Consider the following 25954-nt stretch of genomic DNA (forward strand, 5'->3'; position numbering starts at 1 on the left):
TGACGACTCCCTACACCCCACCGCCCTGCACCGCGCAGGTGCCCGAGACGAATACGGTTGCCCTATGCCTGCTCCCTCCGTTGCTCCCGTGACCATCGCTCCCGAACAGGCCTCCTGGTTCGCGGAGACGTTCTCGATCCTCGCCGCCAACGTCGAACAGGCCATCCTCGGCAAGCGGCATGTCATCGAGCTGGCGCTCGCCGCGGCCGTCAGCGGCGGGCATGTGCTGCTCGAGGACTTCCCCGGCACCGGCAAGACGGCCCTCGCCCGAGCCATCGCCCAGACCGTCACGGGCACGAGCACGCGCATCCAGTTCACCCCCGACCTGCTTCCGGGCGATGTGACAGGCATCACCGTCTACGACCAGAAGGAAGGGGCGTTCGAGTTCCACGCCGGCCCCGTCTTCGCGAACATCGTGCTCGCGGACGAGATCAACCGGGCGAGCCCGAAGACGCAGTCGGCGCTGCTGGAGGTCATGGAAGAGGGCACGGTCACGGTCGACGGTGTCACGCGTCCTGTTCCTTCGCCCTTCCTCGTCATGGCGACGCAGAACCCGATCGAGCAGGGCGGCACCTACCGCCTGCCTGAGGCGCAGCTCGACCGCTTCATGATCAAGACGTCGATCGGCTACCCCGACGAGGCCGCGACCATGCGCATCCTCCAGGGCGCCGCACAGCCGAAGCATGTGCTCGACGGCATCGTCGGCACCGACACCATCCTCACGATGGCCGAGATGACGCGCGGCGTGTACGTGAATCCGCTGGTGTCCGACTACATCATGCGCATCGTCGATGCGACGCGTCGCGCCTCCGAGGTGCGTCTCGGCGCCAGTGTGCGAGGTGCGATCGCGCTCTCGCGCCTCGTGATGACGTGGGCGGCGAAGAACGGCCGCACGTTCGCCACCCCCGACGACGTCCGAGAGCTCGCGGTCGTGGCACTCGCCCACCGCCTCGTGCTCGAACCGGAGGCCGAATTCGACGGCGTCACCGCGGTCGCCGTGGTGGGGCAGATCCTGCTCGACGTCGAGCCGCCGCGCGAGAACGGCACTGCGTGAGCTTCAGCACCGAGTCCCGTCTGACGCGCACCACGGCGGGCACCAGCACGTCGACGCGTACGTCGACGGTCACGCGATACGACCGCACACGACGAGGGCCCGTCCGCGGCGCCGTCTTCGGTGTCCGTCGTGCCGCTCGCACGACACTTCGCGCGGCCCGCACGGCTGTCGCGTGGATGCGCGAGACGGTCACGTCGGCCGGGATGCTGGTCGTCGTGGCGCTCGTGCTGTGCATCGCCGCCGGACTGCTCTTCGGATGGGTCGAGGCATGGGCGGTGGCGGCGATCGCGCTGGTGCTGCTGATCGCGTGCATCCCCTTCATCCTGGGGACCCACGACTACCGCATCGAGCTGACGCTCGACCGCGATCGCGTGGTCGCGGGGGCGGAGATCGGCGCGACGCTCGATGTGCGCAACAACAGCGAGCGTCTCTCGCTGCCGGGTGTCGTCGACGTCCCCGTGGGGGAGGGGCTCGTCGAAGCACACGTTCCACTGCTGCGCCCCGCCGCCCACCACCGCGAGCAGCTCACGATCGCCGCGCACCGCCGCGGTGTCATCGACGTCGGACCCATGACCATCACCCGGGGTGACCCGATCGGCATCCTCCGACGCGAGCTGCGGTGGCCCGACGTCCAGCGCATCCATGTGCACCCTGACACGGTTCCTCTGCCCAGCACGAGCGCGGGTCTGATCCGCGATCTCGAGGGCACGCCGAGCTCGACGCTGGTCGATGCCGACCTCTCGTTCCACGCGGTGCGCGAATACGTGGTGGGTGACTCGCAGCGGCACGTGCACTGGAAGTCGACCGCGAAGACCGGGAAGCTCATGGTGCGCCAGTACGAGGAGTCGCGTCATGCCCGCATCGCGATCATCCTCGACCTCGACACCGAGTCGTACGAGAGCGACGACGAGTTCGAGAACACGGTCAGCGCTGCCGCATCCCTCGCGCTGCAGGGTGTGCGTGACGGCCGCGACGTGCTCTTCTCGGTGAGCAACGAGATCCCCGAGCACAGCCGTGCCGAGGTGCTGTCGATCCGCACACTTCCCACTGTCACGCCCAAGGCGCTGCTCGACGCGACGTCGACCATCGACCCTGCCGACCGCGTGATGCGCCTCGAGGCGGTCGCCGCGCTCACCGCGCAGTCCTACCCCGACCTGTCGATCGGGTTCCTGATGACGGGTTCGCGCATGCCGCTCGAGCGACTGCGTCATGCCGCGGTCAAGCTGCCGGCGGCGGTCGAGGCTGTCGCGGTGCGCAGCGAACTGGGCGAGCAGCCCACGATGCGCACGGCACGCGAGCTCGCGGTGATGACCCTGGGCGCGCTGGGCGATCTTCCGCAGATGCTGGCTCGGGGAGCGCTGCGATGAGCGCGGCAGGCCCCCGGCGCGGCGTCGCAGGGTCGCGACGCTCGTTCGCGCTCTCGGCCCTGACGGTCTGGGCTCTCGGATACGTGCTGGTCGGCGTCGGCCTCGCGACGGCGGCCGCGTGGCCGGTCTACGAAGCCCCGCGCGCTCTGGCGGTCGGCCTGATCGGCGGACTGCTCGGCATGGCCGTCGCCGTGCTGACGCGGGTGCTCCGGTGGGGCATGCTGATCGGATCTCTCGCGGCGGCCGGCACCTATCTGGTCGTCTCGGTTCCGCTCGCGATCCCGTCGGCACTCTCGTCGATCCCTGCTTTCCTCGGCGGACTCCGGGATGCCGTGCTCGGGATCGCACTCGGGTGGAAGCAGATGCTGACGCTGAACCCGCCCCTCGGCGAGTATCAGGCGGTGCTGATCCCGTTCCTCGTCGTGATGCTGTTCGGCATGTTCATCGCGACCCTGCTCGTGCTCGAGGGCGGTCGTCGCGCCACGATCGCGGTTCCCGTCGTGACCGCGATGAGCGTCTTCGGCATCGCCTTCGGGGTGAGCGGCACGACGGCTCCCGTCTCTGTGCTGGGCGTGGCGCTTCCGGCGCCGCGGGAATGGCTGATCGGCGTCGCGCTCTTCGTGATCTCTCTCGTCTGGCTGGTCGGTCGCTCGCGGCTGCAGCGTGCGCAGGCGCTGCGCACCGTCGCCGCGGCGAACATCTCGCGTCGGGCGACGCCTGTGTGGCTGACCATCCGGCGTCATCTGCTGTCGGCGGGGCTCGCCGTGGTCGCCCTGGTCGCCGGGTTCGCGGTCGCACCCGCAGCGGCCGGGTGGAGCGATCGCTCGGTTCTGCGCGACGAGGTCGAGCCCATGGTCGTCGTGCAGCAGCAGGCGAGCCCGCTCAGCGCCTACCGCTCGTGGTTCGCCGGCAGCACTCTCGACGACACTGTCGTGAAGATGGAGGGCGACCCCGGCGCGATCGAGCGCCTCCGGCTCGTCACCCTCGACTCGTACGACGGCGAGGACTTCCACATCGCCCCCGAGGACCGGTTCAGCAGATTGCCCCGCACGGCGATGCCGGGCGCCGGTCGCATGTCGCTCGAGATCACGATCGGCGACGCGTACCGCGGCATCTGGGTGCCGTCGCCCGCGGGTCTCGCCGAGGCGCCCGACTTCACCGGCGCGCGGGCGGATGCGCTCGCCGACGGCTTCCATGTGAACTCCGGCGGCGACACCGCGATCACCGTGGCAGAGGCGCCAGGCGGCGGAGAAGGGCTCGTCCCCGGTGACCGCTACACCGTGCTCGTGGACGCCCCCGGTGCCCCCGGCGAGGTCGCCGCGTTTCAGGGCTCCGCCTCTCACCTCGACACAGACCTGTATCCCGCGCTCACCGAGTGGGCCGAGATGCAGGAGCAGCCTCGCACGGGAGCCGGATACCTCGAGATCATCGATCGTCTGCGTTCGCGCGGCTACCTCAGCCATGCGCTCATCGACGACGACGCCGCGACGGGGTGGATCGCCTCGCTCGAGGAGTCCGAGGGATACGCGTTCGCGCCGAGCTATGCGGGGCACTCCGCCGCCCGCATCGAGGAGCTGTTCACCGACATGGTCGAGCAGGAGCGAAGGGCGGGGTCTGACGCCGCACCCGAGCTGCTGGTGTCCGCCGTCGGAGACGACGAGCAGTTCTCGGTGGCGGCTGCACTGCTCGCCGAGCACTGGGGTCTCGAGTCCCGAGTCGTGATCGGCGCGCGGCTTGCGGCGGCAGAAGAGGTTCCGGGCATTCCGGCCTGCACCGACACCTGCACGGGCGCGAACATGAGCGCCTGGGTCGAGGTCAGGGGGTCCGGTGGAGAGTGGATGCCGGTCGACACCACGCCGCAGTACGCGATGCTGCCGAGCTCCATCACCGAGGGCGAGCAGCTGCCGGAGCACCCGACCGTGCCCGAGCAGCCGCGGTCCGAGGCGCTCGACCCGCCTCAGGCGCAGAGCGATTCGAACAACGACGCACCCCCGCTCGAGGCGCCGCAGTCGGAGGTGCTCGCCTTCCTGCTGCCGATCCTCAGGGCCGTGGGACTCAGCCTGCTCGCTCTCGCGCTGCTCGCTCTGCCGTTCCTGGTGCTGTTGTTCGCCAAGAGACAGCGCGCCCGAACCCGCCGCACGGCGGAAGACCCCGAGGTGCGGCTGGCCGGAGCCTGGGAGGAGCTGGTCGACGTGTACGCCGATCACGACGTGGCGATGAACGCCGAGGGCACCCGAACCCAGCGCGCGCTGTCGACCGACCGCGAGGCCGCTGACCGCCTGGCGGTGCTCGTCGATCGCGCGGTCTTCGCCGAGCATCCTCCGACGAACGACGATGCGAGCGCCGCCTGGGCGATCGTGGATGCCGAGCGGGCTGAGCTTGCAGCATCCGGCAAGTGGTGGCACCGCATCGTCAGACGTGTGCGGCCGACGTCGTTCATCGGACGCATGCGGGCTGCGAGCGGTGGAGGTTACGCCGGAGCCAGGCCCGCTCTCGCTACGCTCGGATTGACCGGGTCGTTCGGCGACCGGAAGAAGGGGAACTCATGATCGCGCCCGTGGATAGCGGCTACGTGACGATGCTCGCCATCGTGGGAGGTGTCGGCGTGCTCGTCGGCCTCGCCGTCTACGTCTGGTACGCCTTGGCGCTGTCGCGTCTGTTCCCGCGCATCGACGGAGAGGGGTGGAAGGGCTGGGTGCCCGTCCTCAACGAGGCCGAGATCCTGGCGCGAGGCGGAGTTCCTGCGTGGTCGGTGGTCTTCTACTTCATCCCGATCGTGCAGCTGTACGGCATCTACCTCAAGGTCGTCGCGACCCACCGCATCAATCGGAGGTTCGGCAGGGGCGCCGGCATGACGGTGCTTGCCATCCTGCTGACTCCGGTCTGGGCGACCATCCTCGCCTGGGGCACCCCGCCGCACCCCGAGGGCGAACGACTGGCCGCGCTGCAACCTGGTCCTCGCCGCACCGCGCAGCCCCCTGCCGCGCCTGCCAGGGATGCGTCGGGGTACACGATCCCGTCACTGGCTCCGCACACTCCGAGTCAGCCGGATGCCCCCGCGCTCGTGTTCCCCGACTACGCCGCGCCGACCCGTGCGAACGCGCCGTCTGACGCGCACGCCGGCGCCGTCGCGCCCGGCGCTCCCTCGGATGCCGACGCCGTCGCTGCCTCTGCGTGGGGAGCACCGCCGCAGAGACCGCAGTCGCCGGTCGGGCCCCCGCCGGTTCCCGGGGCTGCGCCTGTTCCCGGGGCTGCGCCCGTTCCCGGGGCTGCGCCTGTTCCCGGGGCTGCGCCCGTTCCCGGGGCTGCGCCTGTTCCCGGGGCTGCGCCCGCTCCTGGAGCGCCTCCCGTTCCCGGAGCACCGCCCGTTCCCGTCGCCGGGCAGCCCCCGACCGCCGGTGCGCCCGCTGCGTCGTTCGCGCCGCCCCAGCCACCCGCTCCTGCCTATGGGCAGCAGCCACCCGCTCCTGCCTATGGGCAGCAGCCTCCGGCACCGCAGCCTCCTGCGCCTGTGGCAGCACCTGCACCGCAGCCCCCGGCTCCTGCGCCTGCGACTCCTGCCGATCCGCACCCGACGACCGGGATCATGGCGGCAATGGGCGGCGACCCCGTGGCCGCGGGCACGCCGCAGACCTCTGCGTCTCCTGCACCCGCCCCTGGTGACATCGCGGTGCAGTCGCCTGCGTCTCCGGCGCCCGCATCCGCGCCCGCGTCTCCGGCACCCGCATCCGCGCCTGCGGCCCCGTTCGAGACGTCGGGAGAGCACGCGCCTTCTTCGCCGCCCGTCGGAGAACCGCAGCGCGCGGTCCGACCCGCGCCGCCGTCGTTCCGCGACGGCGGGCACTCGGCCGAACAACCGCAGATGCCGACGATCCGTCCGGTCCCGTCATCCGCCGCAGATGTCCCTGCCGCCGCAGACGTCCCGGTCGCAGAGGCACCGCCCGCGCCCGCCGCTGATGCGCCTGATGCGCCTGCCGTGCCTGCCCCACAGTCTCAGGGGATGCCGTCGGGTGGGCTCGCGGCGGATGTCGACAAGACGGTCGTCACCCCGCGCCCGACGGACGACGTCGTCGTCGACGACCTCGACGCGACGGTCGTCGTCGCCCGCAGGCGCGGTGTGCGTCGCTCGCTGGTGCTCGACGACGGACGCAAGTTCTCGTTGTCGGGGGCGAGCGTCGTGATCGGACGCAACCCGATCGGCGAGCCGGGCGAGCAGCGGCTCGCGATCTCCGACACCACCCGCACGCTGTCGAAGACGCACGCTCGCCTCGTCGTGCACGACGACGAGTGGCGCCTCACCGATCTGCACGCCACGAACGGCGTCGTCGTGGTCGAGGAGAACGGCACCGAGACGCTGCTCGATCCGGGCGAGAGCGTGACCGGCAACGGCCGGTTCATCCTCGGCGAAGTGGGAATGCACGTGATGGCGGAGCGCGACTCGTGACGGTCTCGTCGGTCGTACTGAACGTCGCGTCCTTGACCGACACGGGGCTCAAACGCGCCGCGAACGAGGACTCCTTGCTCGTGGCATCCCCGGTCTTCCTCGTCGCAGACGGCATGGGCGGGCATGAGGCCGGCGACCGAGCGAGCGCCGCGGTGGTCGATGCGTTCGAGCCTCTTCGCGGGTCGGTGATCGAGGTCGCCGACATCGGCGACGCGCTGAGCCGAGCCTCGGCCGTCGTCGACGACATCTCCGCCGAGCACAAGCGCGGGGCGGGCACCACGGTGACGGGTGTCGCGCTCGTCGACCACGAAGGCGCACCGCACTGGCTCGTCTTCAACGTCGGCGACTCTCGCGTCTACCGGCACCACGCCAACGAGCTGACCCAGCTGACGATCGATCATTCGCTGGGGCAGGAGTTGGTGGATGCCGGTGAGCTCCGCGCAGAGGATCTCTCGTCGTTCTCGCAGCGCAACGTCATCACCAGGGCGATCGGGGCGCCGGACAGCACGGCCGACAGCTGGCTGCTGCCGGTGGTCGACGGTGAGCGGCTGCTGCTCTGCTCAGACGGCCTCAGCGGCGAGGTGAGCGACGAAGCGATCCGAGCCACCCTGACCATGAACGGGAGACCCGAGTCGGCCGCTGCGGCTCTCGTGAGCCGGGCGCTCAAAGCGGGTGGCCGAGACAACGTGTCGGTCGTCGTGATCGACGTGGTCTCGGGAGGAGCGAACACGCGTCCGGACGACAGCACGGCCGGTCGCGAGGCCGCATCCGCCTCTCTCACCGACTCGAGCCTCGAGGGCACGACGATCCCGGTCCGCGCCAGATGACCGACGACGAGTCCGAGGTCGACGAGACCGTCATGCTCACCCGTCGCGATCGGCGCCGGGGCGGGGTGGTCGTCGGTTCGCCAGCAGCGCCGAGCGAATCGGAGGCGGCTGTCGCGGACGGCGCAGCGGAGACCCACGATTCCACCGCGGCCGACGATTCTGAGGCGCCGGGCGATGTCGATGAGGCGACCGTCGTCGTCGACCGCCATCCGATCGCGGTCGACGAACCAGCCGGTGCCCTCGGGGAACCAGTGGATCCTCTCGGGGAACCAGTCGATCCTCTCGAGGAGGCGACCGTCGTCGTCGACCGGAGCCCGTCGAGGTCCGATTCGAGGTCGGATGTGCCGGACGGTGCTCGCGACGGGGAACGGGATCAGGAGCTCCCCGACGAGCCGATCGTGCTCGTCTCCCGGACTCCGCGCCGTGTGCGCAGGAAGCGATCGGAACGGCCCGAACAGGGCGACGCCGTCGGCGATCCCGCCCCCCTCACCGATCCCGTCACCGATCCCGTCACCGAGCCCGTCACCGATCCCAGTGCCGCAGCCGTCTCGTTCGAGGCGCCGACCGACGCTCCGGAGCCGGCGATCTACCGACCGCGTCCCGCGCCACTGGGCCCTTCCGCGCCGCCCGTGGTGATCGGCGCCGCCGCGCCCACCCGCGCGGTGGACCCGGAGCTGCCTTCGGTCACGAAGCAGGGACTGCGCTGGAGCGTGACCACCCTCTTCGCGTTCGCAGCGGCCTGTGTCGTCTCGGTCGCCGGACTGGTGGCACTGGGCTTCGTCGTCTTCGCCTGACACCCTCACCCGGATGGGCGCATCGCTCAGCGCCGAGGCTCTCCCACCGGCCGCTGGGCCGCCAGAGGGCCCTGGAGGGAGCGCGCCTTCCAATTGAGGATCAGGAGGGTCTCGAGAGCAGCGGAGAGCACCACGGCATAGACGAGAAGCACGGCCCATCCGTCGGAGCCCACGGCGGTGATGGCGGAGAAGACCATCGCGAAGACCACCACCAGCCCGACCAGCGCGATCAGGCGGTCCGTCGCCGCGCTCATCTCTGTGTGCCCGCCTCTCGCAGCGAGAACGAAGGCCCGAACCGCGGCGACGAGGAACGCGGCGCTGAGCAGCAGGTTGCTGGGGAGTGAGACCATCCCCGGCGCCGCTGTCTCCTTCCAGAGGTCGAGGGTCAGCAGCACGCCGATGAGACTGACGACCACCAGGATCGCCGCGACGATACCGCGCAGACGCGCGGAACGACGAACTCGGTCAGGCGGAGAACTCGTGGAAGACGTCATGCGATTCTCCTCTGCGGAACAGCTCGCCTCAGCTGGCTGCGAAGTCGGGCCATCCGGTCGCCTTCGCGGCGACGCCCGCGATCTGGCTCTTGGCCGAGTCGATGGCGTTGTCGAGCTGCACGTTGGCGCTGGCGATCTGGATCAGCGCCGCGGCGAGCGCGCCGACCATCGCAAGGATCCCGGCGGGTGCCGCGATCAGCGTCGCGAGAGCGGCGATGCCGGAGATGAGTCCGGCGACCAGCGTTCCCAGCGTGGTCCACATCAGCGTCGTGAAGGTGTCGAGGCCGCCTGCCAGCTTCTCGAGTCCGCCCGCCACCGGGTTCACGATGGCGGATTCGAAGTCCGAGAGAGTCGTCCGCTGTGCGGCGGTGGTCTGCTCGTAGCGCTCAGCGCCCTTTCCGCCCCACTCCTCGTCGGTCTGCAGAGCGGAAGGATCGATCTGATCCTTCGCGTTCGAGAGCGGCGTGGCGAGGTCCGAGCGCCAGGTGCCGGCAAGGGCGCGGATCTGCTCACGGTAGCCGGGGCGCTCGTACGGGGCGGAGATGACATCCCAGAACTCGCCGAGACGCTCGGTGAGCCAGTTCCAGGCGTCCAACAGGCGGTCGGCCGCCCATTGCAGCCAATCCCAGACGTTCGAGAGAAGGTTGTTGACGTTGTTCCGTGCCTCTTCGATTCGCTGCTCGATGTCTTCGACCAGCTGACCCCAATCGGGGGTTCCCGAACCACTCACAGGGATGGACATTGACGCCTCCAGACGTTGCGGTCGACCCGCAGGTTCATTCGGACTTGGTTCACAGCTGCACGTCCCATGCGCCGTTGATCGTGCTGACCGTCTCGTCTTCGCGAGCGATGAACAGGTCGCGTACTTCGCGGAGGACCTGAGCGCCGTCAGCCGCCGCGGACGATCCGTCCGCAAGATATGTCGATACCGCGTCGACGATCTCGGTGTACTGAGCGTAGAGCTCGTCACCCTTCCAGCAGAACGCCGCATCCGAGGAACGCATCGATCCCGTGGCGGATGCTGCTGTCGAGAGCGTCGCCGAGACGCCATCCCACACCGTCGCATCGCTGCTGAGAGCTTCGGATGCGACCCTGATCTCTTCCGGTGAGAGCATCGTCTCAGCCTCCCCTTGTCAGCATTCTGATCATCTCGACCGGATCGGCCATTCCCTCGGCGTACTGCGCGAGCGGAGTGCCCTCGAAGGGGAGTGCCGGCGTCGCCGCGGCGACGGAGGTCTGGGCCTTCGAGAGAGCGGAGCGGATCGCGTCGGTGACGTCTCGGCCGTCGGCGGTGCGCAGCCAGGTCTCGTCGAGTCGGAGCCCCACGATCGTGCCCCTGCTGTCGAGATCGACCTGAGCGTTGCCGCGGCTGTCTTCGCCGCCGTGCACCTGAGCGGCGCGCTCGCTGAGCTGAGACAGGGTCGAGTTCAACTGCGTCGAGAATGTCTCGATGAATCGATTGACGTTGCGGTGGAAGACGTCGCCATCCGCAGACTCCACGAGCTCGTTGATCTCGTTCGCGGCGATGGCGGGCGAGGGCGCGGGCGGCGCCGCGACCTCGGGAGCGTCGTCGCTGAAGCTGGCTCCCCACGCGTGAAGACGAGCGAGGAGCACCGTGTTCACGGTCTCGAGAATGACGCCGGACAACTCTTCTGGGCGGATGGATGCGCGCCAGAAGGTGCCGATCGTGATCTCGATCGACGGATCGTCGAACCGGACGGAGACCTGTCCGGTCGGATCCTCGGCGGTCTCGGAGCCGGTCTGCTCGAGCGCCTCGCGCATCTGGACTGTCTTCTTCATGAGCTGATCGTGCAGCTCGTAGATCGCGTCGTTGTCGTGAGCCATGCAGTTTCCCCCCCGGGTGAGCGTCGTCCGACGGTCCCACCGTACATGATCCGACTGCCCCCGCCCTAGGGCCTCGAGCGCGTCGCTCGGTTCAGAGAGATCTGCCCGTATCGGCGGAGCCCGGCCCGGGCACGTTGAGCAGCCCGCCCTCACGTTCGATCTCCACCGGATCCACGGCAGGCTGCTCTCTGCGGCGGCGCAGCACGATGAGGATGCCGAGCACACCGAGCAGGGTCGCTCCGCCGATGGTCGTGAAGAGTGCGGCCTCCCGTGTGAGCAGGAACGGCGATGCGCCGTGGTCGGGATTCACGGCGGCGGCAGGCGGGCGCGCCGCGCTCTCGCTGGTGTCGAAGTAGGGGCTCACCGGCCCTCGGGTCGTCTCGTCCGGGAGCAGCTCGATGGCCGCGAACGGCTGGATGAATCCCCATCCGTTGACGTCGTCACGGTTGTCGGCGTCGTCTCGCAGGGCCGTGGCGGTGAGTCGGTACGCCCATCCGGCCGGTGGATCCTCGGGGTGCGCTTCGGCCACCAGAGCCGCGGCCGCGCTGGCGTATCCGGTCGCGAAACTCGATGCGGGGGCGTCGGCGGCGAAGATGCAGTCTCCACCGCCCAGCGCCGCGCTCAGCACATTCATTCCGGGAGCCGTCACGCCGATCTGCGGGCCGTGGATCGATGCATCGTTCGCGCGGCCGCTGGCATCGGCGGCGCTGACCCCGAGCACCTGCTCGTACCCTGCGGGGTAGCGAGCGCCGTCTTTCGCATCGGGGTCCGATGCCCTGTTGCCGCCGCTCGCCACGACCAGGGCTCCGACGGCTGACGCGTGCTCCACCGCCGCACGGAGGTCGGGGGAGTCGGTCTCCTGCGAGATCGAGACGTTGATGATGTCGGCGCCGTTGTCGGCCGCCCAGTGGATGCCGTCCGCGATGCGCTGCGACGTCGGTCCGAAGCCCTTGTCCTTGTCCTGCTGCTGGTTGCTGCGGAAGACCCGCACCGAGAGCAGACGGGCGTCCGGCGCGAGCCCGACGAGCCCGGAACCGTCGACCGGCTGTGCCGCGATCTGGCCGGCGATCGCGGTGCCGTGCCCGGTGGTGTCACTCAGACCATCGGCGCGCTCGCCGTCGCCGACGAGATCCACACCGCCGATCACGACTCCGGCGAGATGCGGATTTCCCGCATCGATGCCAGAGTCGACGACGGCGACGACGACTCCTCTGCCTGTGGCGACGCGGTTGGCGTCTTCGGCGCCGAGCAGAGCGAGGGCCGGTGGGGCCTCGGGTGTGAACACCACGGTGCCCGGGGTGCAGGCCTCTCCGGCAGTCGCTGCGGGCACGGTCGAGCCGAGCATGGCAGCCGATGCCGGCGCACTCGTCAAGACGGCGCCGAGCGCGATCGCGCCCACCAGGAGGGCGGGAAGGGCGGTTCTGCGTCGACGCATCACTTCGTCCCTGAGCCGGGCGACTCTCTGGCGGCTTCGGAGGTCAGCGCAGGGCCGGCGGCGAAGAACTCGATCCACGCGTCGGACACACGCCCGACGTCGTCGGGGGAGTAGCCGAGCTGAGCGATGGGGCCGCTCGCCGCGTCCTCCGCGCTCTGTTCCGCGGCGGCACCGGGGATCGCGAACGCGGTGCCTGATTCGTCGATGAGCACGGCCAGGCCCGCCGCGTCGTCAGACGCTCCGCTCACTTCGACGAGGGCGCCGCCGCCGACCGAGACGTCGACGCCGGAGCGCTCTTCCGGCAGCTCGGTCGTGGTCGCTCCGAGCACGGTGCGAGCATCATCGGTGACCATCGCGCACGGTGTCTCGCCCGCAGCGAGCGTCGTCAGCGGGAGAGTCGGCCAGTCCTCACCGCCGATGAACGGACGTGTCTCCACGTCTGCGATCTCCGCGGGAGACACCTCCTGCTCGGCGCCGGCCTCCTGCCCGCTGCCGAGAAGGTAGAGCTGGTAGGCGAGCGGGCTGAGGCGAGCGATCTCGCCGGTCGCGAGCGCCACATAGCGCTCCTCCGCGGGGCTGCCCTGCGTGTGCACGATCGTCCCCGCCGTCAGATCGGTGCCGGGAACCGATGCTCCCATCGCGTTGAGACTAATCGGCTCGAGATCCTCGCCCGACTCGAAGAGATTGAGCCAACGCCCGTCGACCTCGAGGATGTCGGCGGTGCCGAGTCCGACGGCGCGGAGCACGGCGTTGGCGTCGTCCGACGGAACGGCGTATCGGAGACCGTCGGCGATCACGAACAGCTCGTCGCCGCGCTGGACGACGGCGCCGGTCCCGGTGGAGATCTCGGCGATCGGCGTGCTCGACAGCGAGACAGACGCACCAGCGGTGTCGTCGATGCAGGCCGTCCACGACGAGTTGATCAGGGCGCTCGGGGCCGGCAGGTCGTCCGGTGCGCCGAGGATACCGATCGAGGGGCCGACCGGGATGCCGTCGAGTGCGGCCTGATCCGTGCGCACGACCTTGAACTCGCCGGCAGGGATCAGCAGGCGCGCGCTCGCCGTGTTGATGACCGGGTACAGCGTTCCCTCGACCGAGACGTAGCGGGCCCCGGTGTCGGTGGCGACGATCAGACGGTTGTTCTGCCAGTCGCCCGGGAGTCCAGGCTGCATGATCCCCCAGAACACCCCGACGAGGATGACGCCGATCGTGAGCGCGACTCCGGCGACGACCGCGCGCAGCGGCTTCGCGGGGTCGAGCTCCTTGCCCCCGGGTGCTCCACCGGTGAACGCCGAGAGCAGTCGTCGCCTGCTGAAGCCCTGGGCCTCGATCAGATCCTTCTTGGTCGCCATGGGTCAGACGAGCCCGGCCGTCGTGACGCCGAGCGGCAGCAGCAGCGCGAGGGCGATGACCTCGACCGTGTCGCCGAGCCTCGTGAGCCGCAGACGCGCCTTCGGCGTCAGCAGCGTGAGCCCGACCAGGATCACGGTGGCGACGACGAGGATGAGGAGCATCCAGGTGCGGACGTCGGGCAGGGCCAGTGCCACCGTGACACCGGTGACGGCGAGGCCGATCGCGCCGATCGCCATCAGCACGAGCACGCCGAGGCGGGCGTAGATCTGCCGAGACTGGAACATCATCCCGACGAACGCGAGCACGCACAGCAGGGCGCCGAAGACGCCGCTCGCGGCGACCAACGGCGTCGCCGTCAGGGCCGCGAGGCCCAGCGCTGCACGGAGTGCGATCAGGGTGCGCGTCCCTGCCGCTGCGCGACGCTTGACCTCGTCCGCGTCGATCGGCTCCGGCGCCGCGAACATGTCGGCATCGCTCTGCGGCGAGATGACCCGGATGCGCGTGGAGCTGAGCGCGAGCCACGGGATGCCGTTCGCGAGCAGCGCGGTGGTCGCGAGCATGATCGCGTACGGCGCGAGCGCGTCGCCGAAGATCGCGGCCGTGGTCGCGGTGATGCCGATCGAGGCGCCGAGTGCGATGGGCACGAGATGGATCTCGGGCTTCTCCTGGGTCACGGCGAGGCCGAGGCCGCCGACGATGACGAGGCCCAGTCCCATCGCGGCGAGCGGCCAGCCCCAGATGCTCTGCACCGGAACGGCGAGGTAGCCCGCGAGTCCGCCGTAGGCCGCGGCGGTGAGTCCGAGCGCGTGCCCGGCTTCGGGCTGACGGAGGCGCATGAGCACGGCGGCCGCGACGCTGAGCACGATCGCCCCCGACGCCGCGATGATCGCGGGCAGAAGGGAGGTGGGCGGGGTCGCGACGAGCAGGAGCGCGCAGAGGGCGAGGAAGGTGAGGCTGACGAAGAGGGCAGTGCGCGAACTGTCTGCCGGCGTCCAGGAGCCGTGCTGCTCGGCCGTGGCGTCGATCACCGCTTCGACGACGTCGTCGTACACACGCGGCTCCTGCATCAGGCCGCCCCGCACGAGCGTCAGCAGCTCCCCGTCGTGCACGCCCTGCGCTGCGGCTCCGCGTGCGGGGTCGAGGGGTGTGCCGTCGGCTCGCTGCAGCGAGTAGCCGCCATGGGTGAGCGTCGGGTCGAGCACGCCGAGACTCCGAGCGAAGCCGGGGATGATCTCGACGAGCGGGATCTGCGATGGCACGCCGACGTCAAGCCGGCGGTCGTCGCTGACGACGGAAAGCCGCAGCACGGTGCCTGCCGTTGCGCTCTGAGTCATGGAACGATGCCCCCTCCATGGTGTGCAACCGAGCGGGAGGAGACCCGTGGCTGCGCATTCCGCCTTTCACCCTAGTTGAGGCGTGCGGCAACGCGTAGTCGCGAGGCGGGACGATTTCTCCATCGAACGCACGAATGCTGTGCGGATACAGCTGGTGTTATGGCGCATCCCGCCGATGTGATCTAGCCTGGCTCCTGAAACGAATCGTGGGGGGTTGTTTCGAAGTCGTCCCAACACAGGGATGCGCTCCCCCGCACGTGTGTCCGTGAGGACCGGAGGGAGTGAGTTATGGCTGATGTCATCTCCGCAGAAGAAGGGGCTCTGCGCCGCGGAGCCCAGGCGGTGCGGGAGACCAAGTCCGGGATCGACCAGCAGACCAAGAAGGTCCGCAGCGAGATCGAGCAGCTGCGCGGCTTCTGGACGGGTGCGGCTGCCGCATCGTTCACGACGCTGATGTCCCGCTGGGACGAGCAGGCTCGTCAGCTGAACGAGGTCCTCGTGACGCTCGAGGATGCCCTCGCAGGCACCGAGCGCGACCAGGCCGCAACCGAAGAAGCTCACCAGCAGACCATCTCGGGCCTCGGCTCGATGATGGGTTCCTGAGCGACGACCACAGAGATTTCAAGGAGAACATGATGCAGTCGATGTCAGTTCGCCCGGAGCAGGTCAACGCTCTGGCAGCGCAGATCCGCAGCGGGTCGCAGGGTATCCGTTCAGAGCTCGACCGTCTCGAGTCCGAGGTCGGCAAGCTGCGTGCGGCGTGGGATGGTTCCGCGCAGCAGGCCTACGACCAGGCTCAGGCCAAGTGGAACCGTTCGCTGAGTGAGATGCAGCAGCTTCTCACGCAGATCGCGGGCAAGACCGAGGAGATCTCGGGCCAGTACGTCCAGACCGACAAGTCGGCCGCCGGGCGCTTCGGAGCCTGATCTCCGGCGCGGGCCCGACGCAGAGATGCGCCGGGCCCGCGCCGTCTGCTGTGCTGTTCGGCGATCGAGTCGGAGGGCGCAGCAGATGTCACGGGAATCGCCGTAGTCAACAGGGAGGGGTTGTCGATGGCCATCGCATTCGACTTCGAGCAGATCTTCGCCGAGCTGAAGCGCATCGAGCGCGACATGCAGCAGTTCCCTGCCGCATCCGAGGTGGCCGTGTCTGAGGGCGGGTCATCGAAGGCCACCGCCGAGTTCCGGGTGGCCGTCACTCAGGTCGCCCAGGGCATGGGTGCCGTCACGGAGAACTCCATCGCCGCTCTCAACGACGCCAACCAGGCGATCCGACAGGCGGTCACGGAGATCGCAGAGCAGGATGCCGCGCTCGCGGATGAGGCGAAACTGATCCTGACCCTGCTCGACTCCGCCGGCCAGCAGACGCCGGCCGGGCAGCAGACGCCGGTCGGCGGGCAGACGGATGCCGCCGCCGAGGAGCCTGAGGAGATGGACTACTGATGACCCGAGTGCGGCGGTCGATCGCTGCAGTGATCGGCGTGGTCGCGCTGAGCATCGTGGTCGCGGTCCCGGCTGCCGCCGCCACAGACGCGTCGGAAGGCGGGCTCTGGTATTTCACTCGAGGCAAGGTGCAGGCGGCGATCGATGCGGGTTTCGACGGGTCCGGAGTCACGATCGCTGTGGTCGACACGCAGGTGAATCCTGACGCGCCGGGCCTCCGAGGGGCTGACCTCGAGGTGCGCGAGGAGTCGTACTGCTTCGATGCCTCCGGTGAGAGGTACGACGCGGTGTCGTCCGATTACATCGCTGCGAACCATGGCACGAATGTCGCATCGATGATCCTGGGCACGGGTGAAGCCGTCGGTGGGACGCCGATCAAGGGCGTGGCGCCCGGAGCGAAGGTGCTCTATTACAACTCGATGGTCACGTCGACGGCGCCCCAGGGCAACGACGTCGATTCCACATGCCTTCAGGAGAACGGCGAGTTGATCGGCGACGGCGACACCCGGGAAGAGAGGAACCTCGCGTCGGGCCTGGCCCAGGCGATCTCGGACGCCGTTGACGACGGCGCCGACATCATCTCCGTCTCGCTGGGCGGTCTCGTCGACGCGTCGTATGCGGTGGCCAAGGCGCACGCGGCCGGTGTGGTCGTGCTCGGCTCTCTCCCGAACGTCGGCGGAGTGGGCGACTGGCCGTCGAGCTACAACGGGGTGATCGCGGTTCAGGCGTTCGGTCCTGACGGGCAGATCCAGTACTCGACGTACGACCCGGCGCTCGCAGAGCCGTCGCCCAATCTGAGCGACGACGTGATCATCGCATCGCCCGGACTCGACGTCATCGCGCAGGGGACCACTGATTCCTGGGACGCACAGCAGTTGCGGTCAGGCACGTCGTTCGCTGCCCCGATCGCCGCGGGCTTCCTGGCTGTGGTGAAGCAGAAATATCCGGATGCCACCTCGAATCAGCTCATCCAGAGCCTGATCCACAACACGGGCACAAAGGGCGAACACGAGCCGAAGTGGGACAACAGCGGTGGGTACGGAGCGATCTCGCTCACGGGGATGCTCGCGGTCGACCCGACCAAGTATCCGGATGTGAATCCGCTCTTCGACGCGGAGAACGAGGACGCTCTTCCCAATCAGGCCACCGTGGACGAGGAAGCCCGGTTGCTCGAGGCGGAAGCCACCTCGCAGCCGACGAGCGATCCGGCCGGCGGGGCGTCGTCGGAGGGCGTCGACGCGATGCCGTTCCTGGTCGGCGGGGGAGTCGTGATCGCGATTCTCGTCATCGGCGGCGTGGTGCTCGCCGTGGTCCTGACGAGATCGTCTCGGCGACAGACGACACAACAAGGGGGAGACCATCGTGAGTAGTCAAGGGGCAGGGCCCTACGAGACCGAGCTCGAACGGATCCGGGGGCTCGAGGACTGGCGGATTCCGAAGGCGGCGTCGTTGCGGACGGCACTCACGACGCTGGACCGCGCATTGGGCACTGTGCTCGAGTCGGCGGCGTGGGAGGGAAGCTCGGCAGAGGCTGCGCGGAGCGCGCTGGCTCGGCTGCAGCAGAACTTCCGGATGATCGAGACGTACGTGGGGCATCTCACCGAAACGATCGAACACGCGAACACCTACCGCCGCAACGCCGCGGCCGCGGAGCTCCCGTCAGCCACCGTCGATCCGTTCTGGGCGAACGCGGCCAAGGTGGGATCGGTCGTCGTGCATCCGGTGCTCGGCCCGCTCGCCGCCGACAAGGCCCTCGATGTGATCGGCGGGTTCCTCGGCAACCAGCGTGAGGAGGAAGCGAAGAAGATCGTCGAGCAGATCGAGCGGGACCTCTCGCCGTCGGCGAAGTCGCTCACAAAAGCATCCTCGACGTTGGCGGATTTCGATCCGCGCGTCGCAGTACCCACCCCGCCTGAGAAGCCGGTCGACCCAGGGACGGGCATCGATGGTCCGCAGATCACCTATCCCGGAGGAGGGTTGTCGCCTTCGGGTCCCGGGGCCGGCGGCGGCGGGCAGCAGCCCTCGACGCCGACGTTCCCGACCCACCCCGGCGGCGGGGGCGGAAGCGGCGGCCTCAACCCCGGCGGCTGGGAGCCGACGTATCCCGGCGGCTGGGAGCCGACGTACCCCGGCGGTGGCGAGCCGACGTATCCCGGCGGCTGGGAGCCGACCTATCCCGGTGGGGTGGAAGGCGTCGACCCCGACGGCTCGGGCAGCGGAGACGGCGACCCTTCGGTCGATCACCCCGGCGGCGGGGTGCTCCCCGGGGCGCCCATCGGCACGGGTGGTGGCGGTTACCCCGGCGGGGCCGGCGGCCCTGGTTCTGGTGCGTCTCCGGGCGGTTCGCTTCCTGGGGCGTTCCTGCCCGGTGGCGGTGGCGGTGGCGGCCTGGGTGGCGTCGTCGGAGGCGGTGCGGGAGCTGCGGCGATCGCCGCCAGCTCGAAGATCGCCAGTGTCGGCAGCATGGGAGGAATCGGCGGCTCGGCATCCGGCGCAGGGCTCAAGTCGGGCGGCGGGCTCCTCGGCAACTCCGCGTCCGGCGCTGCCGGCGGAACGGCCGCGGGCGGCACTGCTCGCGGTGGCGTCGGTGGCGTCGGTGGTGTGGGTGGCGTGGGTGGCGTGGGCGGCCCCGGTTCTGCGTCGGGCTCGGCCGGTGCCGGTTCGTCCGGTGCGGCCGGTGGTCGCCCCGGCATGGGCATGATGGGCGCCGGCGGAGCCGATGAGGAGGACAAGGCGAAGCGCTCCGGACTCGGAGGCCCGATCGCCCCCAAGCTCGAAGATGAAGAGGAGCGTGGTCCGCGTGCGAAGAGCGCGCAGGCCGGCTCCCGTGACGAGCACACAGACTGATCCACGGGGCGGCGGAGAGCGTGGGCGGCGGATGCCGTGCACGCCCTCGGCATCAGGGTGATCAGTGGTCGGATGGGCCGCGGCGAGAGCCGCACACGGTCGATAGGGTTCAGGTATGTCAGTCGAAACGGTAGAGCGGCGTCGGATCGTTCTTCAGAGCGAGGATCGTCGATTCGATCTCTCGCTTCCGTTCGACGAGACCCTCGACGACGCACTCATCCTCAGCGGACTGTCCACGGCTGATCGATTCGTGACGATCGGTCCCGGCGGGTTCGAGATCCCCGGGGACACCGAGTGCGAAGACCTCGTCGATGGCGGTCTCTATGCGCTCATCGACCGCACGGCGCTGGCGCCGCAGGCCCGACCTGCGGTGACGAACGAACGGGCGTCACGCGCAGACCACGGTGCTCGATGGTGGATGCTCGCGGTCAGCGGGCTGCTGCTCGTCGCCGTCTTCGCACAGGGGGCCGGAGATCCGCTGCTCAGACTCCTGATCGGTCTCTTCCTCGTGGTCGGTGCCGTCAGCGGAGCGGTCGCATGGTCGCGCCGGGATTCGGCGGCAGGGGTGCGCGGCATCCTCGGGGTCCTCGCCCCGGTCCTCCTCTCGTTCGCCGCGGGCGCTCTCCTGATCCCGGCGGAACTCGACGCGAGCGCGCACCTCTCCGCCGCCGCAGGTCTTCTCGCCGCCGGAATCACCACGGCGGTCATCGCCGTCTCTGCCCGAGCGCGTCCGATGCGGGCGGCCGCCGGAACCGCGACCGTGCTCCTCGTCGGCGTCGCCGCGGTCTGGGGGCTCGCGTTGCTGCTGCGCTGGGGACCGGCCGAGGCCGCCGCCATCTCGCTCGGACTCGTGCCGCTCGGACTGCGCGCTCTGCCGAGCAGCCTGGTGAACCTCCCTGAGGGGTACTTCATCGACTACAAGCACTTCATGACCAGTCGCTGGACGGTCCGCGGAGCCATCCCCGAGTCCGTCGGTCTCCTGCGACCCGAGCGCATCATCGCCGTCGTCGACGATTCCTCGGCACGACTCATCGCCGGAACCGCCGTGCTCAGCATCGTCGCCGCGCTGATGACCCCCCTCGCGTTCCTGCGTCCGTGGCCGGACGACCCCTTCGTGATCTCCGGAGGCATCGCACTTCTCGTCTGCGTCGGCCTCGCGCTGCTGCTGACACCCCGGCACACGACCTCGCGCATCCTCCGCTGGCTTCCCCGTGCGGCCGCCGCCGTCGTGTTCCTGGTCGCCGGTCTGCAGGCATCCGCCGCGATGGGCGACGGCTTCCAGGTGCTCGGTGCCCTTGTGCTGTTCGCTGTCGGTCTCACCGCGGTCGCGGTCATCATCCCCATCTCGCGCGGCGCGAGCTCGCTCGTCTGGTCGCGCTTCGGAGACGCCTTCGAATGGCTCGCCGTCGCGCTCGCCCTCCCCGCGGCGCTCCTCTACGCGAATGCGCTGTCCCTCCTTCGTGGAATGATGGCGGGATGATCGGGAACGGCGAACCACAGCCCTGGCCGGGCGGTGGCACCATCCCACCCGTGCATCCGGGACCCGGCCAGCCTGGTGAGATCCCCGCGCTGCCGCCGGCGTTGATCGCGGCTCCGCCCGGAGTCGACGGCGCACCGCTGCGGTCGGGATCCACGCCTCCCGCACCGACGCCGATCGTCTCGACACGCGCCAGGACGAGACGCCCCTCTGACGGGCTCGGCCCGGCTTTCGTCGGCGCGCCGGCGGGGACCGGAGCGCGGATCGCTGCCTTCACACTCGATGCCGCGGCAGTGATCCTCAGCGCGGCGATCGTGCTCATCACCACCCGCAGCATGCTGCTCGCAGGGCTCACGGCCGCCGAGCTCGCGATCTTCCTCTGCGTGCTCGAAGCGCGCACCGGACTCACCCTCGGCAACGCCGTGCTGCGTCTGCGCGCCGCCCGCGGCGACCGGCCCTACTCGCCGGGCGTCGGGCGCCAGTTCGTGCGCGCGATCATCACCGGCGCCGGTTTCCTGGTGGCGGTCGGCAGCTGGGTCGTCGTCGCGTCGAGCGCGTGGGATCGCGGTGGTCGCCGTCAGTCCTGGGCCGATCGCGTCGCCGGCACCGTCGTGGTCTCGGTCCCGCCTCGTGCCGCCGCGGACGCACAGCAGAAGGTCTCCGTCGCCGAGGCCGCCGCCCCTCTGGCCCCTCCGCAGGTCGTGCCTCTGGGCGCACACCCGTCCGTCATCGACGAGGACTCCGAGCCGACCGACTCTCGCGCGGCCTCGCACCGCACCGAGACGCCCGCACCCGTGGCACAGAGCGACGACAGGCCGCTCTTCACCGTCGCACCGGCCGCAGCACAGCAGTCGGATCCCGCCGCCCAGGCATCCGAGTCCGGAGCGCTGCTCCTGATCTTCGACACCGGGCAGCGCGTGCAGCTCGGGCTGCCGCTCGCGGCGAACCTCGGACGCGCACCTGTGGCGAGTGTGCACGACGACCGACTCGTGATCGTGACCGACCCCGACTCTTCGGTGTCGAAGACGCACCTGCGCCTCGAGCACTCGCGCGGCCGCACCTGGGTCACCGATTTCGGATCCACCAACGGCTCCGACATCCGATCCGACGACGGGCAGACGACCGAGCTCGTCGCCGGTGAGCGCGTCCTGCTCGACGACGCGGATCGCGTCAGGATCGGCAACCGCAGCTTCACCATCAGCCTCCTGCTGGCCACGGACAGCAGCGCCGGAGAGAGAGCATGACAGGACCCCGTCTCGCGCCGCCCCGCGTCCCCTCCGGAAAGCTCCCCGTTCAGGCGCCCCCTGAGCTTCAGCCCAATGACGGCGGCATGGGGATCCTCGGATCCCTGCTGCCGATGCTGGGCAGTGTGGGTGCGATCGTCATGGTCACGATGTCGAACCAGTCGGTGACGGGTCTGCTCACCGGCGGCATGTTCCTGCTGTCGTCGCTCGGGTTCGTCGCGGTGAACGGCTGGCGTCAGCGATCGCAGCGTCAGGCTGCGACTCTCGGCGAGCGTCGGGAGTACCTCGCGTACTTGACCGAGCTGCGCCAGACAGTGCGGGTCGCGGCGCGGCAGCAGCGCCGCGCGGCGAACTGGCACCTTCCTGCGCCTTCGGCCCTGCCCTACATCGCCGAAGAGCGCACGAGGGTGTGGGAGCGCGGCGTGAACGACCCCGATTTCCTCTCCGTGCGCGTCGGCACGAGCGACCAGCCGCTGTGCATCTCGCTCGAGGCGCCCGAGCTGCCCCCGCTCGCGCAGCTCGACCCGGTCGCCGCATCGGCCGCGCATCGCTTCATGCTGACGCACGAGATCCAGAAGAACCTCTCGCTCGGCATCACGCTGCGCGACTACGCCCGTGTCGAGATCACGGGAGACGAGACCGAATCCCGCGGCCTCGCGCGCGCCATGCTGCTGCACCTCGCGACCATGCACGACCCAGACACGGTGCAGATCGTGATCGCCGCTGACGCGGCCGTGCTGCCCCAGTGGGAATGGGCCAAGTGGATGCCGCACACGCATTCGCGCACGGTCAGGGACGGTCTCGGCGCCGCACGCATGATCGGCTCTCAGCTGTCAGAGCTCGAGGACATGCTCCCCGCCGAGGTGCGTGAGCGGCCGCGTTTCGCCCGCGACGGCTCCGGCGTCAAGGCGCCGCACATCGTGATCCTGACGGATGGCATCACCACCTCGTTCAACGACGTGCTGGCGAGCGGCGACGGCGTGCAGGGGGTGACCGTGATCGACCTCCCCTCCCGGTGGGGCGATCTCGACGACCCGAACGCCCTGCGCATCGCGTTCGCGCCGGGCGACAAGGGCAGCCGAGCCGAGCTCGTCAGTCTGCAGGTGCCTGCTCGCCCCTTCGAGGCCGACGCGATCAGCATCGTCGAAGCCGAGGCGACCGCCCGGCGACTCATCGCCCTCTACTCGGGCGGCACGACGATCACGAAGAAGAAGAGCGCGACCGATCAGGCCGAGCTCGTCGAGCTGCTCGGCCTCCCCGACGTCCGTGATCTCGATCTCGATGCGGCCTGGTCGCCGCGTCTCGAGCGGGATCGGCTGCGTGTGCCCATCGGGCAGACGGAAGACGGCAGCCCGCTGATCCTCGACATCAAAGAGTCGGCTCAGCAGGGCATGGGCCCGCACGGCCTCATCATCGGTGCGACCGGTTCGGGAAAGTCCGAGGTCCTCCGCACGCTCGTGCTCGCGCTCGCGATGACCCACTCGCCCGAGCAGCTCAACTTCGTGCTCGTCGACTTCAAGGGTGGAGCCACCTTCGCAGGCATGGCCGACATGCCGCACGTGTCGGCGATCATCACGAACCTCGGCGAGGAGATCTCGCTGGTCGACCGCATGCAGGATGCGCTGCAGGGTGAGATGGTTCGGCGTCAGGAACTGCTCCGGGCGACCGGACCCTTCGCCAACGTCGCCGACTACGAGAAGGCCCGTCGTGGCGGCCGCACCGACCTCGCGCCGCTCCCTGCGCTGCTCATCGTCGCCGACGAGTTCTCGGAGCTGCTGTCGGCGAAGCCCGAGTTCGTCGACACCTTCGTGAACATCGGCCGACTCGGCCGTTCGCTGCAGGTGCACCTGCTGCTCTCGTCGCAGCGTCTGGAAGAGGGCAAGCTCCGCGGACTCGACACCCACCTGTCGTACCGCATCGGTCTGCGCACCTTCTCCGCCGCCGAATCGCGCACCGTCCTCGGAGTCCCCGACGCCTATCACCTGCCCACGCAGCCCGGCGCCGGAATCCTGAAGTCCGACACCGAGACCATGACGCAGTTCCGTGCCGCCTACGTGTCAGGACCCCCGCCCCGCCGTCGGCGCCGTGCGGCATCCGGTTCTGCGCAGAGCACGGGCTCGACCGCGGTCGAGCTCTTCACCGCGGCGCCGGTGTGGCGAGCCGAGACGACGGTCGAGGAGCCCGAGGTCGTCGTCGACGCCGAGCCCGAAGAGAAGCGCAACAGCTTCGAGATCGCCGTCGAGATGATGAGCGGACGAGGGCCGGCGGCCCACCAGGTGTGGCTGCCGCCGCTCGAGACCCCTGCCACCCTCGATCAGCTGTTCGGCGATCTCGTCGAAGACCCCGCCCTCGGACTCATCTCGCCGCGGTGGAGAGGTGCTGGTGCGCTCACCGTGCCGCTCGGAATCGTCGATGTGCCGCTCGAGCAGCGGCGCGAGAATCTCGCGATCTCGCTCGGGGGCGCGGCCGGTCACATGGCGATCGTCGGTGCGCCGCTCAGCGGCAAGAGCACCCTCGCCCGCACCGCGCTGGTCGCCCTCGCCCTCACGCACACACCACAGGAGGTGCAGTTCTTCGTCATCGACTTCGGCGGTGGCAGCTTCACGGGACTGCAGCGTTTCACGCACATCAGCGGCGTGGCGACGCGCTCCGAGCCCGACATCGTGCGCCGCACGGTCGCCGAGGTCACCAGCCTGCTCAACGCGCGCGAGGTGTATTTCCGGCAGAACGGCATCGACTCGATCGACACCTACCGACAGCGCCGCGCCCAAGGACTCGCCGATGACGGATACGGCGACATCTTCCTCATGGTCGACGGCTGGGGAACCCTGCGTGCGGAGTTCGAGATGCTCGAACCGCAGATCCATGCCATCGCCGCGCGAGGACTCACCTACGGCGTGCACATCATCATCACGGCGTCGCGCTGGATGGAGGTCCGTGCCAACATCAAGGACCTCATCGGCACCCGCATCGAGCTGCGGCTCGGCGACCCGACGGACTCCGAGGTCAACCGCAAGGCCGCCGAGAACGTCACGGCGATCCCTGGTCGCGGTCTCAACGAGAACGGCCTGCAGATGCTCACGGCGCTGCCGCGCATCGACGGCGTCGACGACGCATCCTCGCTCGCCGGCGGCATCGACGATCTCGTCACCCGCGTCGCATCCGCATGGCACGGCCCCGCCGGCCCCAAGCTGCGTCTGCTGCCCTCGCGCATCAGCCACGCCGACCTCCGGGCAGTGGCCGCCGCCGCGTCGGCGGACGGCTCGGAGCCGCGTGAGATCCTGCTCGGCATCGACGAGGCGAACCTCGCGCCGTTCTCGATCGACCCGCTCGAAGAGCCGCTGCTCTATCTCTACGGCGACGCAGATTCGGGCAAGTCGTCGATGCTCCGCGGTGTCGTGCACGAAATCACGCGTCTCTATGGTCCGACCGAGGCGAAGATCTTCGTCGTCGACTACCGTCGCGCGCTGCTCGGTGAGATCCCGCAGGACTACCTCGGTGCCTACCTCACCTCGCACGAGATGACCGAGGGTGGGATGAGCGAGCTCGCCCAGTTCTTCCAGAGCCGCATCCCCGGCCCCGACGTCACGCCCGACCAGCTGCGCTCACGGTCGTGGTGGAAGGGCGCAGAGGGCTTCGTGCTGATCGACGACTACGACCTCGTGTCGACATCGCAGGGCAACCCCGTCGCGGTGCTCGCCCCGCTGCTCGCGCAGGCGGCAGACCTCGGTCTTCACGTGATCCTCACGCGTCGCACCGGTGGAGCGAGCCGTGCCGCCTACGATCCCATCATCCAGCGCATGACCGACCTGGGCGCCACCGGCATCCTGCTCTCGGGAAACCCCGAGGAGGGGCAGCTGATCGGCAAGGTCAAGGCGATCCCGGCGATCCCCGGCCGTGCCCAGATCGTCAGCCGCGACCGCGGGCTGGTCGCCGCACAGCTGCTGTGGGTGCCGCCGAGCTATCAGTGATCTGGCGGGGGGCGGTCAGTGGGCCA

The 25954-nt window shown here is 69.6% G+C and carries 21 protein-coding genes; 14 read left to right on the top strand and 7 right to left on the bottom strand.

The features are described 5' to 3' along the window. The first annotated feature begins 88 nt into the window (after positions 1-88). Genes OPU70_RS10035 through OPU70_RS10060 form a run of 6 tightly spaced genes read left to right on the top strand, consistent with a single transcriptional unit; the run spans position 89 to position 8486 of the window. Positions 89-1054: an AAA family ATPase gene (locus OPU70_RS10035; RefSeq protein WP_042542259.1), complete on the top strand. Its 966-nt coding sequence runs from the start codon at positions 89-91 to the stop codon at positions 1052-1054. Beyond that, positions 1051-2421 (top strand): DUF58 domain-containing protein, encoded by a 1371-nt coding sequence (locus OPU70_RS10040; protein ID WP_498557667.1) that lies wholly within the window; start codon positions 1051-1053, stop codon positions 2419-2421. Before OPU70_RS10035 ends, OPU70_RS10040 begins: the two co-directional genes overlap by 4 nt. Beyond that, on the top strand, positions 2418-4970 hold the full coding sequence (locus tag OPU70_RS10045) for a transglutaminase domain-containing protein (protein WP_498557668.1): 2553 nt from the start codon (positions 2418-2420) through the stop codon (positions 4968-4970). The genes OPU70_RS10040 and OPU70_RS10045 overlap by 4 nt, the downstream gene beginning before the upstream one ends. Next, positions 4967-6865, top strand: coding sequence for a DUF5684 domain-containing protein (locus OPU70_RS10050; RefSeq protein WP_498557669.1), 1899 nt, complete (start codon positions 4967-4969; stop codon positions 6863-6865). Before OPU70_RS10045 ends, OPU70_RS10050 begins: the two co-directional genes overlap by 4 nt. Then, entirely contained in the window at positions 6862-7692 is an 831-nt protein-coding gene (locus OPU70_RS10055) for a PP2C family protein-serine/threonine phosphatase (RefSeq protein WP_042542228.1), read from the top strand. The genes OPU70_RS10050 and OPU70_RS10055 overlap by 4 nt, the downstream gene beginning before the upstream one ends. Continuing rightward, on the top strand, positions 7689-8486 hold the full coding sequence (locus OPU70_RS10060; protein ID WP_498557670.1) for a hypothetical protein: 798 nt from the start codon (positions 7689-7691) through the stop codon (positions 8484-8486). Before OPU70_RS10055 ends, OPU70_RS10060 begins: the two co-directional genes overlap by 4 nt. 26 nt (positions 8487-8512) lie before the next feature. Here the strand turns inward: OPU70_RS10060 and OPU70_RS10065 are convergent, their stop codons facing one another. From OPU70_RS10065 to eccD, 7 genes are all read right to left on the bottom strand, one after another. Continuing rightward, positions 8513-8980 (bottom strand): hypothetical protein, encoded by a 468-nt coding sequence (locus OPU70_RS10065; RefSeq protein WP_042542230.1) that lies wholly within the window; start codon positions 8978-8980, stop codon positions 8513-8515. A gap of 28 nt (positions 8981-9008) precedes the next feature. After that, entirely contained in the window at positions 9009-9722 is a 714-nt protein-coding gene (locus OPU70_RS10070; protein WP_042542231.1) for a hypothetical protein, read from the bottom strand. A 49-nt stretch (positions 9723-9771) separates the two neighbouring features. Further along, positions 9772-10095 carry a hypothetical protein gene (locus OPU70_RS10075; RefSeq protein WP_042542232.1) on the bottom strand — a complete coding sequence of 108 codons (324 nt, stop codon included), beginning with the start codon at positions 10093-10095 and terminating at the stop codon, positions 9772-9774. Positions 10096-10099: 4 nt separating this feature from the next. Further along, complete coding sequence (locus OPU70_RS10080; protein ID WP_079112182.1) at positions 10100-10825, bottom strand: hypothetical protein; 726 nt, start codon at positions 10823-10825, stop codon at positions 10100-10102. A 91-nt stretch (positions 10826-10916) separates the two neighbouring features. Next, positions 10917-12260: a S8 family serine peptidase gene (locus OPU70_RS10085; RefSeq protein WP_498557671.1), complete on the bottom strand. Its 1344-nt coding sequence runs from the start codon at positions 12258-12260 to the stop codon at positions 10917-10919. Further along, positions 12260-13612, bottom strand: coding sequence for a type VII secretion protein EccB (gene eccB, locus OPU70_RS10090; RefSeq protein WP_042542234.1), 1353 nt, complete (start codon positions 13610-13612; stop codon positions 12260-12262). The genes OPU70_RS10085 and eccB overlap by 1 nt, the downstream gene beginning before the upstream one ends. Before the next feature lie 3 nt (positions 13613-13615). Next, positions 13616-14947 (bottom strand): type VII secretion integral membrane protein EccD, encoded by a 1332-nt coding sequence (eccD, locus tag OPU70_RS10095; RefSeq protein WP_475433659.1) that lies wholly within the window; start codon positions 14945-14947, stop codon positions 13616-13618. Positions 14948-15235: 288 nt separating this feature from the next. Here eccD and OPU70_RS10100 point away from each other — a divergent pair, with 288 nt between their 5' ends. The 8 genes from OPU70_RS10100 to OPU70_RS10135 all read left to right on the top strand — a co-directional run bounded on the left by OPU70_RS10100 (position 15236) and on the right by OPU70_RS10135 (position 25928). Further along, positions 15236-15550 carry a WXG100 family type VII secretion target gene (locus tag OPU70_RS10100; protein ID WP_042542236.1) on the top strand — a complete coding sequence of 105 codons (315 nt, stop codon included), beginning with the start codon at positions 15236-15238 and terminating at the stop codon, positions 15548-15550. Positions 15551-15591: 41 nt separating this feature from the next. Next, complete coding sequence (locus OPU70_RS10105) at positions 15592-15873, top strand: WXG100 family type VII secretion target (protein ID WP_079113895.1); 282 nt, start codon at positions 15592-15594, stop codon at positions 15871-15873. Positions 15874-15999: 126 nt separating this feature from the next. Next, positions 16000-16389, top strand: a complete 390-nt coding sequence (locus tag OPU70_RS10110) for a hypothetical protein (RefSeq protein WP_455904188.1) — start codon at positions 16000-16002, stop codon at positions 16387-16389. After that, positions 16389-17759 (top strand): S8 family peptidase, encoded by a 1371-nt coding sequence (locus OPU70_RS10115; protein WP_498557672.1) that lies wholly within the window; start codon positions 16389-16391, stop codon positions 17757-17759. Before OPU70_RS10110 ends, OPU70_RS10115 begins: the two co-directional genes overlap by 1 nt. Continuing rightward, positions 17752-19236, top strand: a complete 1485-nt coding sequence (locus tag OPU70_RS10120) for a WXG100 family type VII secretion target (protein ID WP_498557673.1) — start codon at positions 17752-17754, stop codon at positions 19234-19236. The genes OPU70_RS10115 and OPU70_RS10120 overlap by 8 nt, the downstream gene beginning before the upstream one ends. 115 nt (positions 19237-19351) lie before the next feature. Continuing rightward, on the top strand, positions 19352-20716 hold the full coding sequence (locus tag OPU70_RS10125; protein WP_042542241.1) for a hypothetical protein: 1365 nt from the start codon (positions 19352-19354) through the stop codon (positions 20714-20716). Next, a complete protein-coding gene (locus tag OPU70_RS10130; RefSeq protein WP_498557674.1) occupies positions 20713-21957 on the top strand; it encodes an FHA domain-containing protein in 1245 nt (414 codons plus the stop codon). The genes OPU70_RS10125 and OPU70_RS10130 overlap by 4 nt, the downstream gene beginning before the upstream one ends. Then, positions 21954-25928, top strand: a complete 3975-nt coding sequence (locus OPU70_RS10135) for a type VII secretion protein EccC (RefSeq protein WP_042542243.1) — start codon at positions 21954-21956, stop codon at positions 25926-25928. Before OPU70_RS10130 ends, OPU70_RS10135 begins: the two co-directional genes overlap by 4 nt. The last annotated feature ends 26 nt before the right edge of the window (positions 25929-25954 follow it).

This window comes from Microbacterium sp. SWDP-B6 (assembly GCF_059803615.1).

Excerpts from the sequence above, each read along its gene's own strand:
- OPU70_RS10100 (WP_042542236.1), top strand. The coding sequence starts at position 15,236 with ATGGCTGATGTCATCTCCGCAGAAGAAGGGGCTCTGCGCCGCGGAGCC.
- OPU70_RS10070 (WP_042542231.1), bottom strand. The coding sequence starts at position 9,722 with ATGTCCATCCCTGTGAGTGGTTCGGGAACCCCCGATTGGGGTCAGCTG.
- OPU70_RS10110 (WP_455904188.1), top strand. The coding sequence starts at position 16,000 with ATGGCCATCGCATTCGACTTCGAGCAGATCTTCGCCGAGCTGAAGCGC.
- OPU70_RS10080 (WP_079112182.1), bottom strand. The coding sequence starts at position 10,825 with ATGGCTCACGACAACGACGCGATCTACGAGCTGCACGATCAGCTCATG.
- eccD (WP_475433659.1), bottom strand. The coding sequence starts at position 14,947 with ATGACTCAGAGCGCAACGGCAGGCACCGTGCTGCGGCTTTCCGTCGTC.
- OPU70_RS10125 (WP_042542241.1), top strand. The coding sequence starts at position 19,352 with ATGTCAGTCGAAACGGTAGAGCGGCGTCGGATCGTTCTTCAGAGCGAG.
- OPU70_RS10050 (WP_498557669.1), top strand. The coding sequence starts at position 4,967 with ATGATCGCGCCCGTGGATAGCGGCTACGTGACGATGCTCGCCATCGTG.
- OPU70_RS10075 (WP_042542232.1), bottom strand. The coding sequence starts at position 10,095 with ATGCTCTCACCGGAAGAGATCAGGGTCGCATCCGAAGCTCTCAGCAGC.
- OPU70_RS10065 (WP_042542230.1), bottom strand. The coding sequence starts at position 8,980 with ATGACGTCTTCCACGAGTTCTCCGCCTGACCGAGTTCGTCGTTCCGCG.
- OPU70_RS10105 (WP_079113895.1), top strand. The coding sequence starts at position 15,592 with ATGTCAGTTCGCCCGGAGCAGGTCAACGCTCTGGCAGCGCAGATCCGC.
- OPU70_RS10060 (WP_498557670.1), top strand. The coding sequence starts at position 7,689 with ATGACCGACGACGAGTCCGAGGTCGACGAGACCGTCATGCTCACCCGT.
- OPU70_RS10045 (WP_498557668.1), top strand. The coding sequence starts at position 2,418 with ATGAGCGCGGCAGGCCCCCGGCGCGGCGTCGCAGGGTCGCGACGCTCG.
- OPU70_RS10085 (WP_498557671.1), bottom strand. The coding sequence starts at position 12,260 with ATGCGTCGACGCAGAACCGCCCTTCCCGCCCTCCTGGTGGGCGCGATC.
- OPU70_RS10130 (WP_498557674.1), top strand. The coding sequence starts at position 20,713 with ATGATCGGGAACGGCGAACCACAGCCCTGGCCGGGCGGTGGCACCATC.
- eccB (WP_042542234.1), bottom strand. The coding sequence starts at position 13,612 with ATGGCGACCAAGAAGGATCTGATCGAGGCCCAGGGCTTCAGCAGGCGA.
- OPU70_RS10115 (WP_498557672.1), top strand. The coding sequence starts at position 16,389 with ATGACCCGAGTGCGGCGGTCGATCGCTGCAGTGATCGGCGTGGTCGCG.
- OPU70_RS10135 (WP_042542243.1), top strand. The coding sequence starts at position 21,954 with ATGACAGGACCCCGTCTCGCGCCGCCCCGCGTCCCCTCCGGAAAGCTC.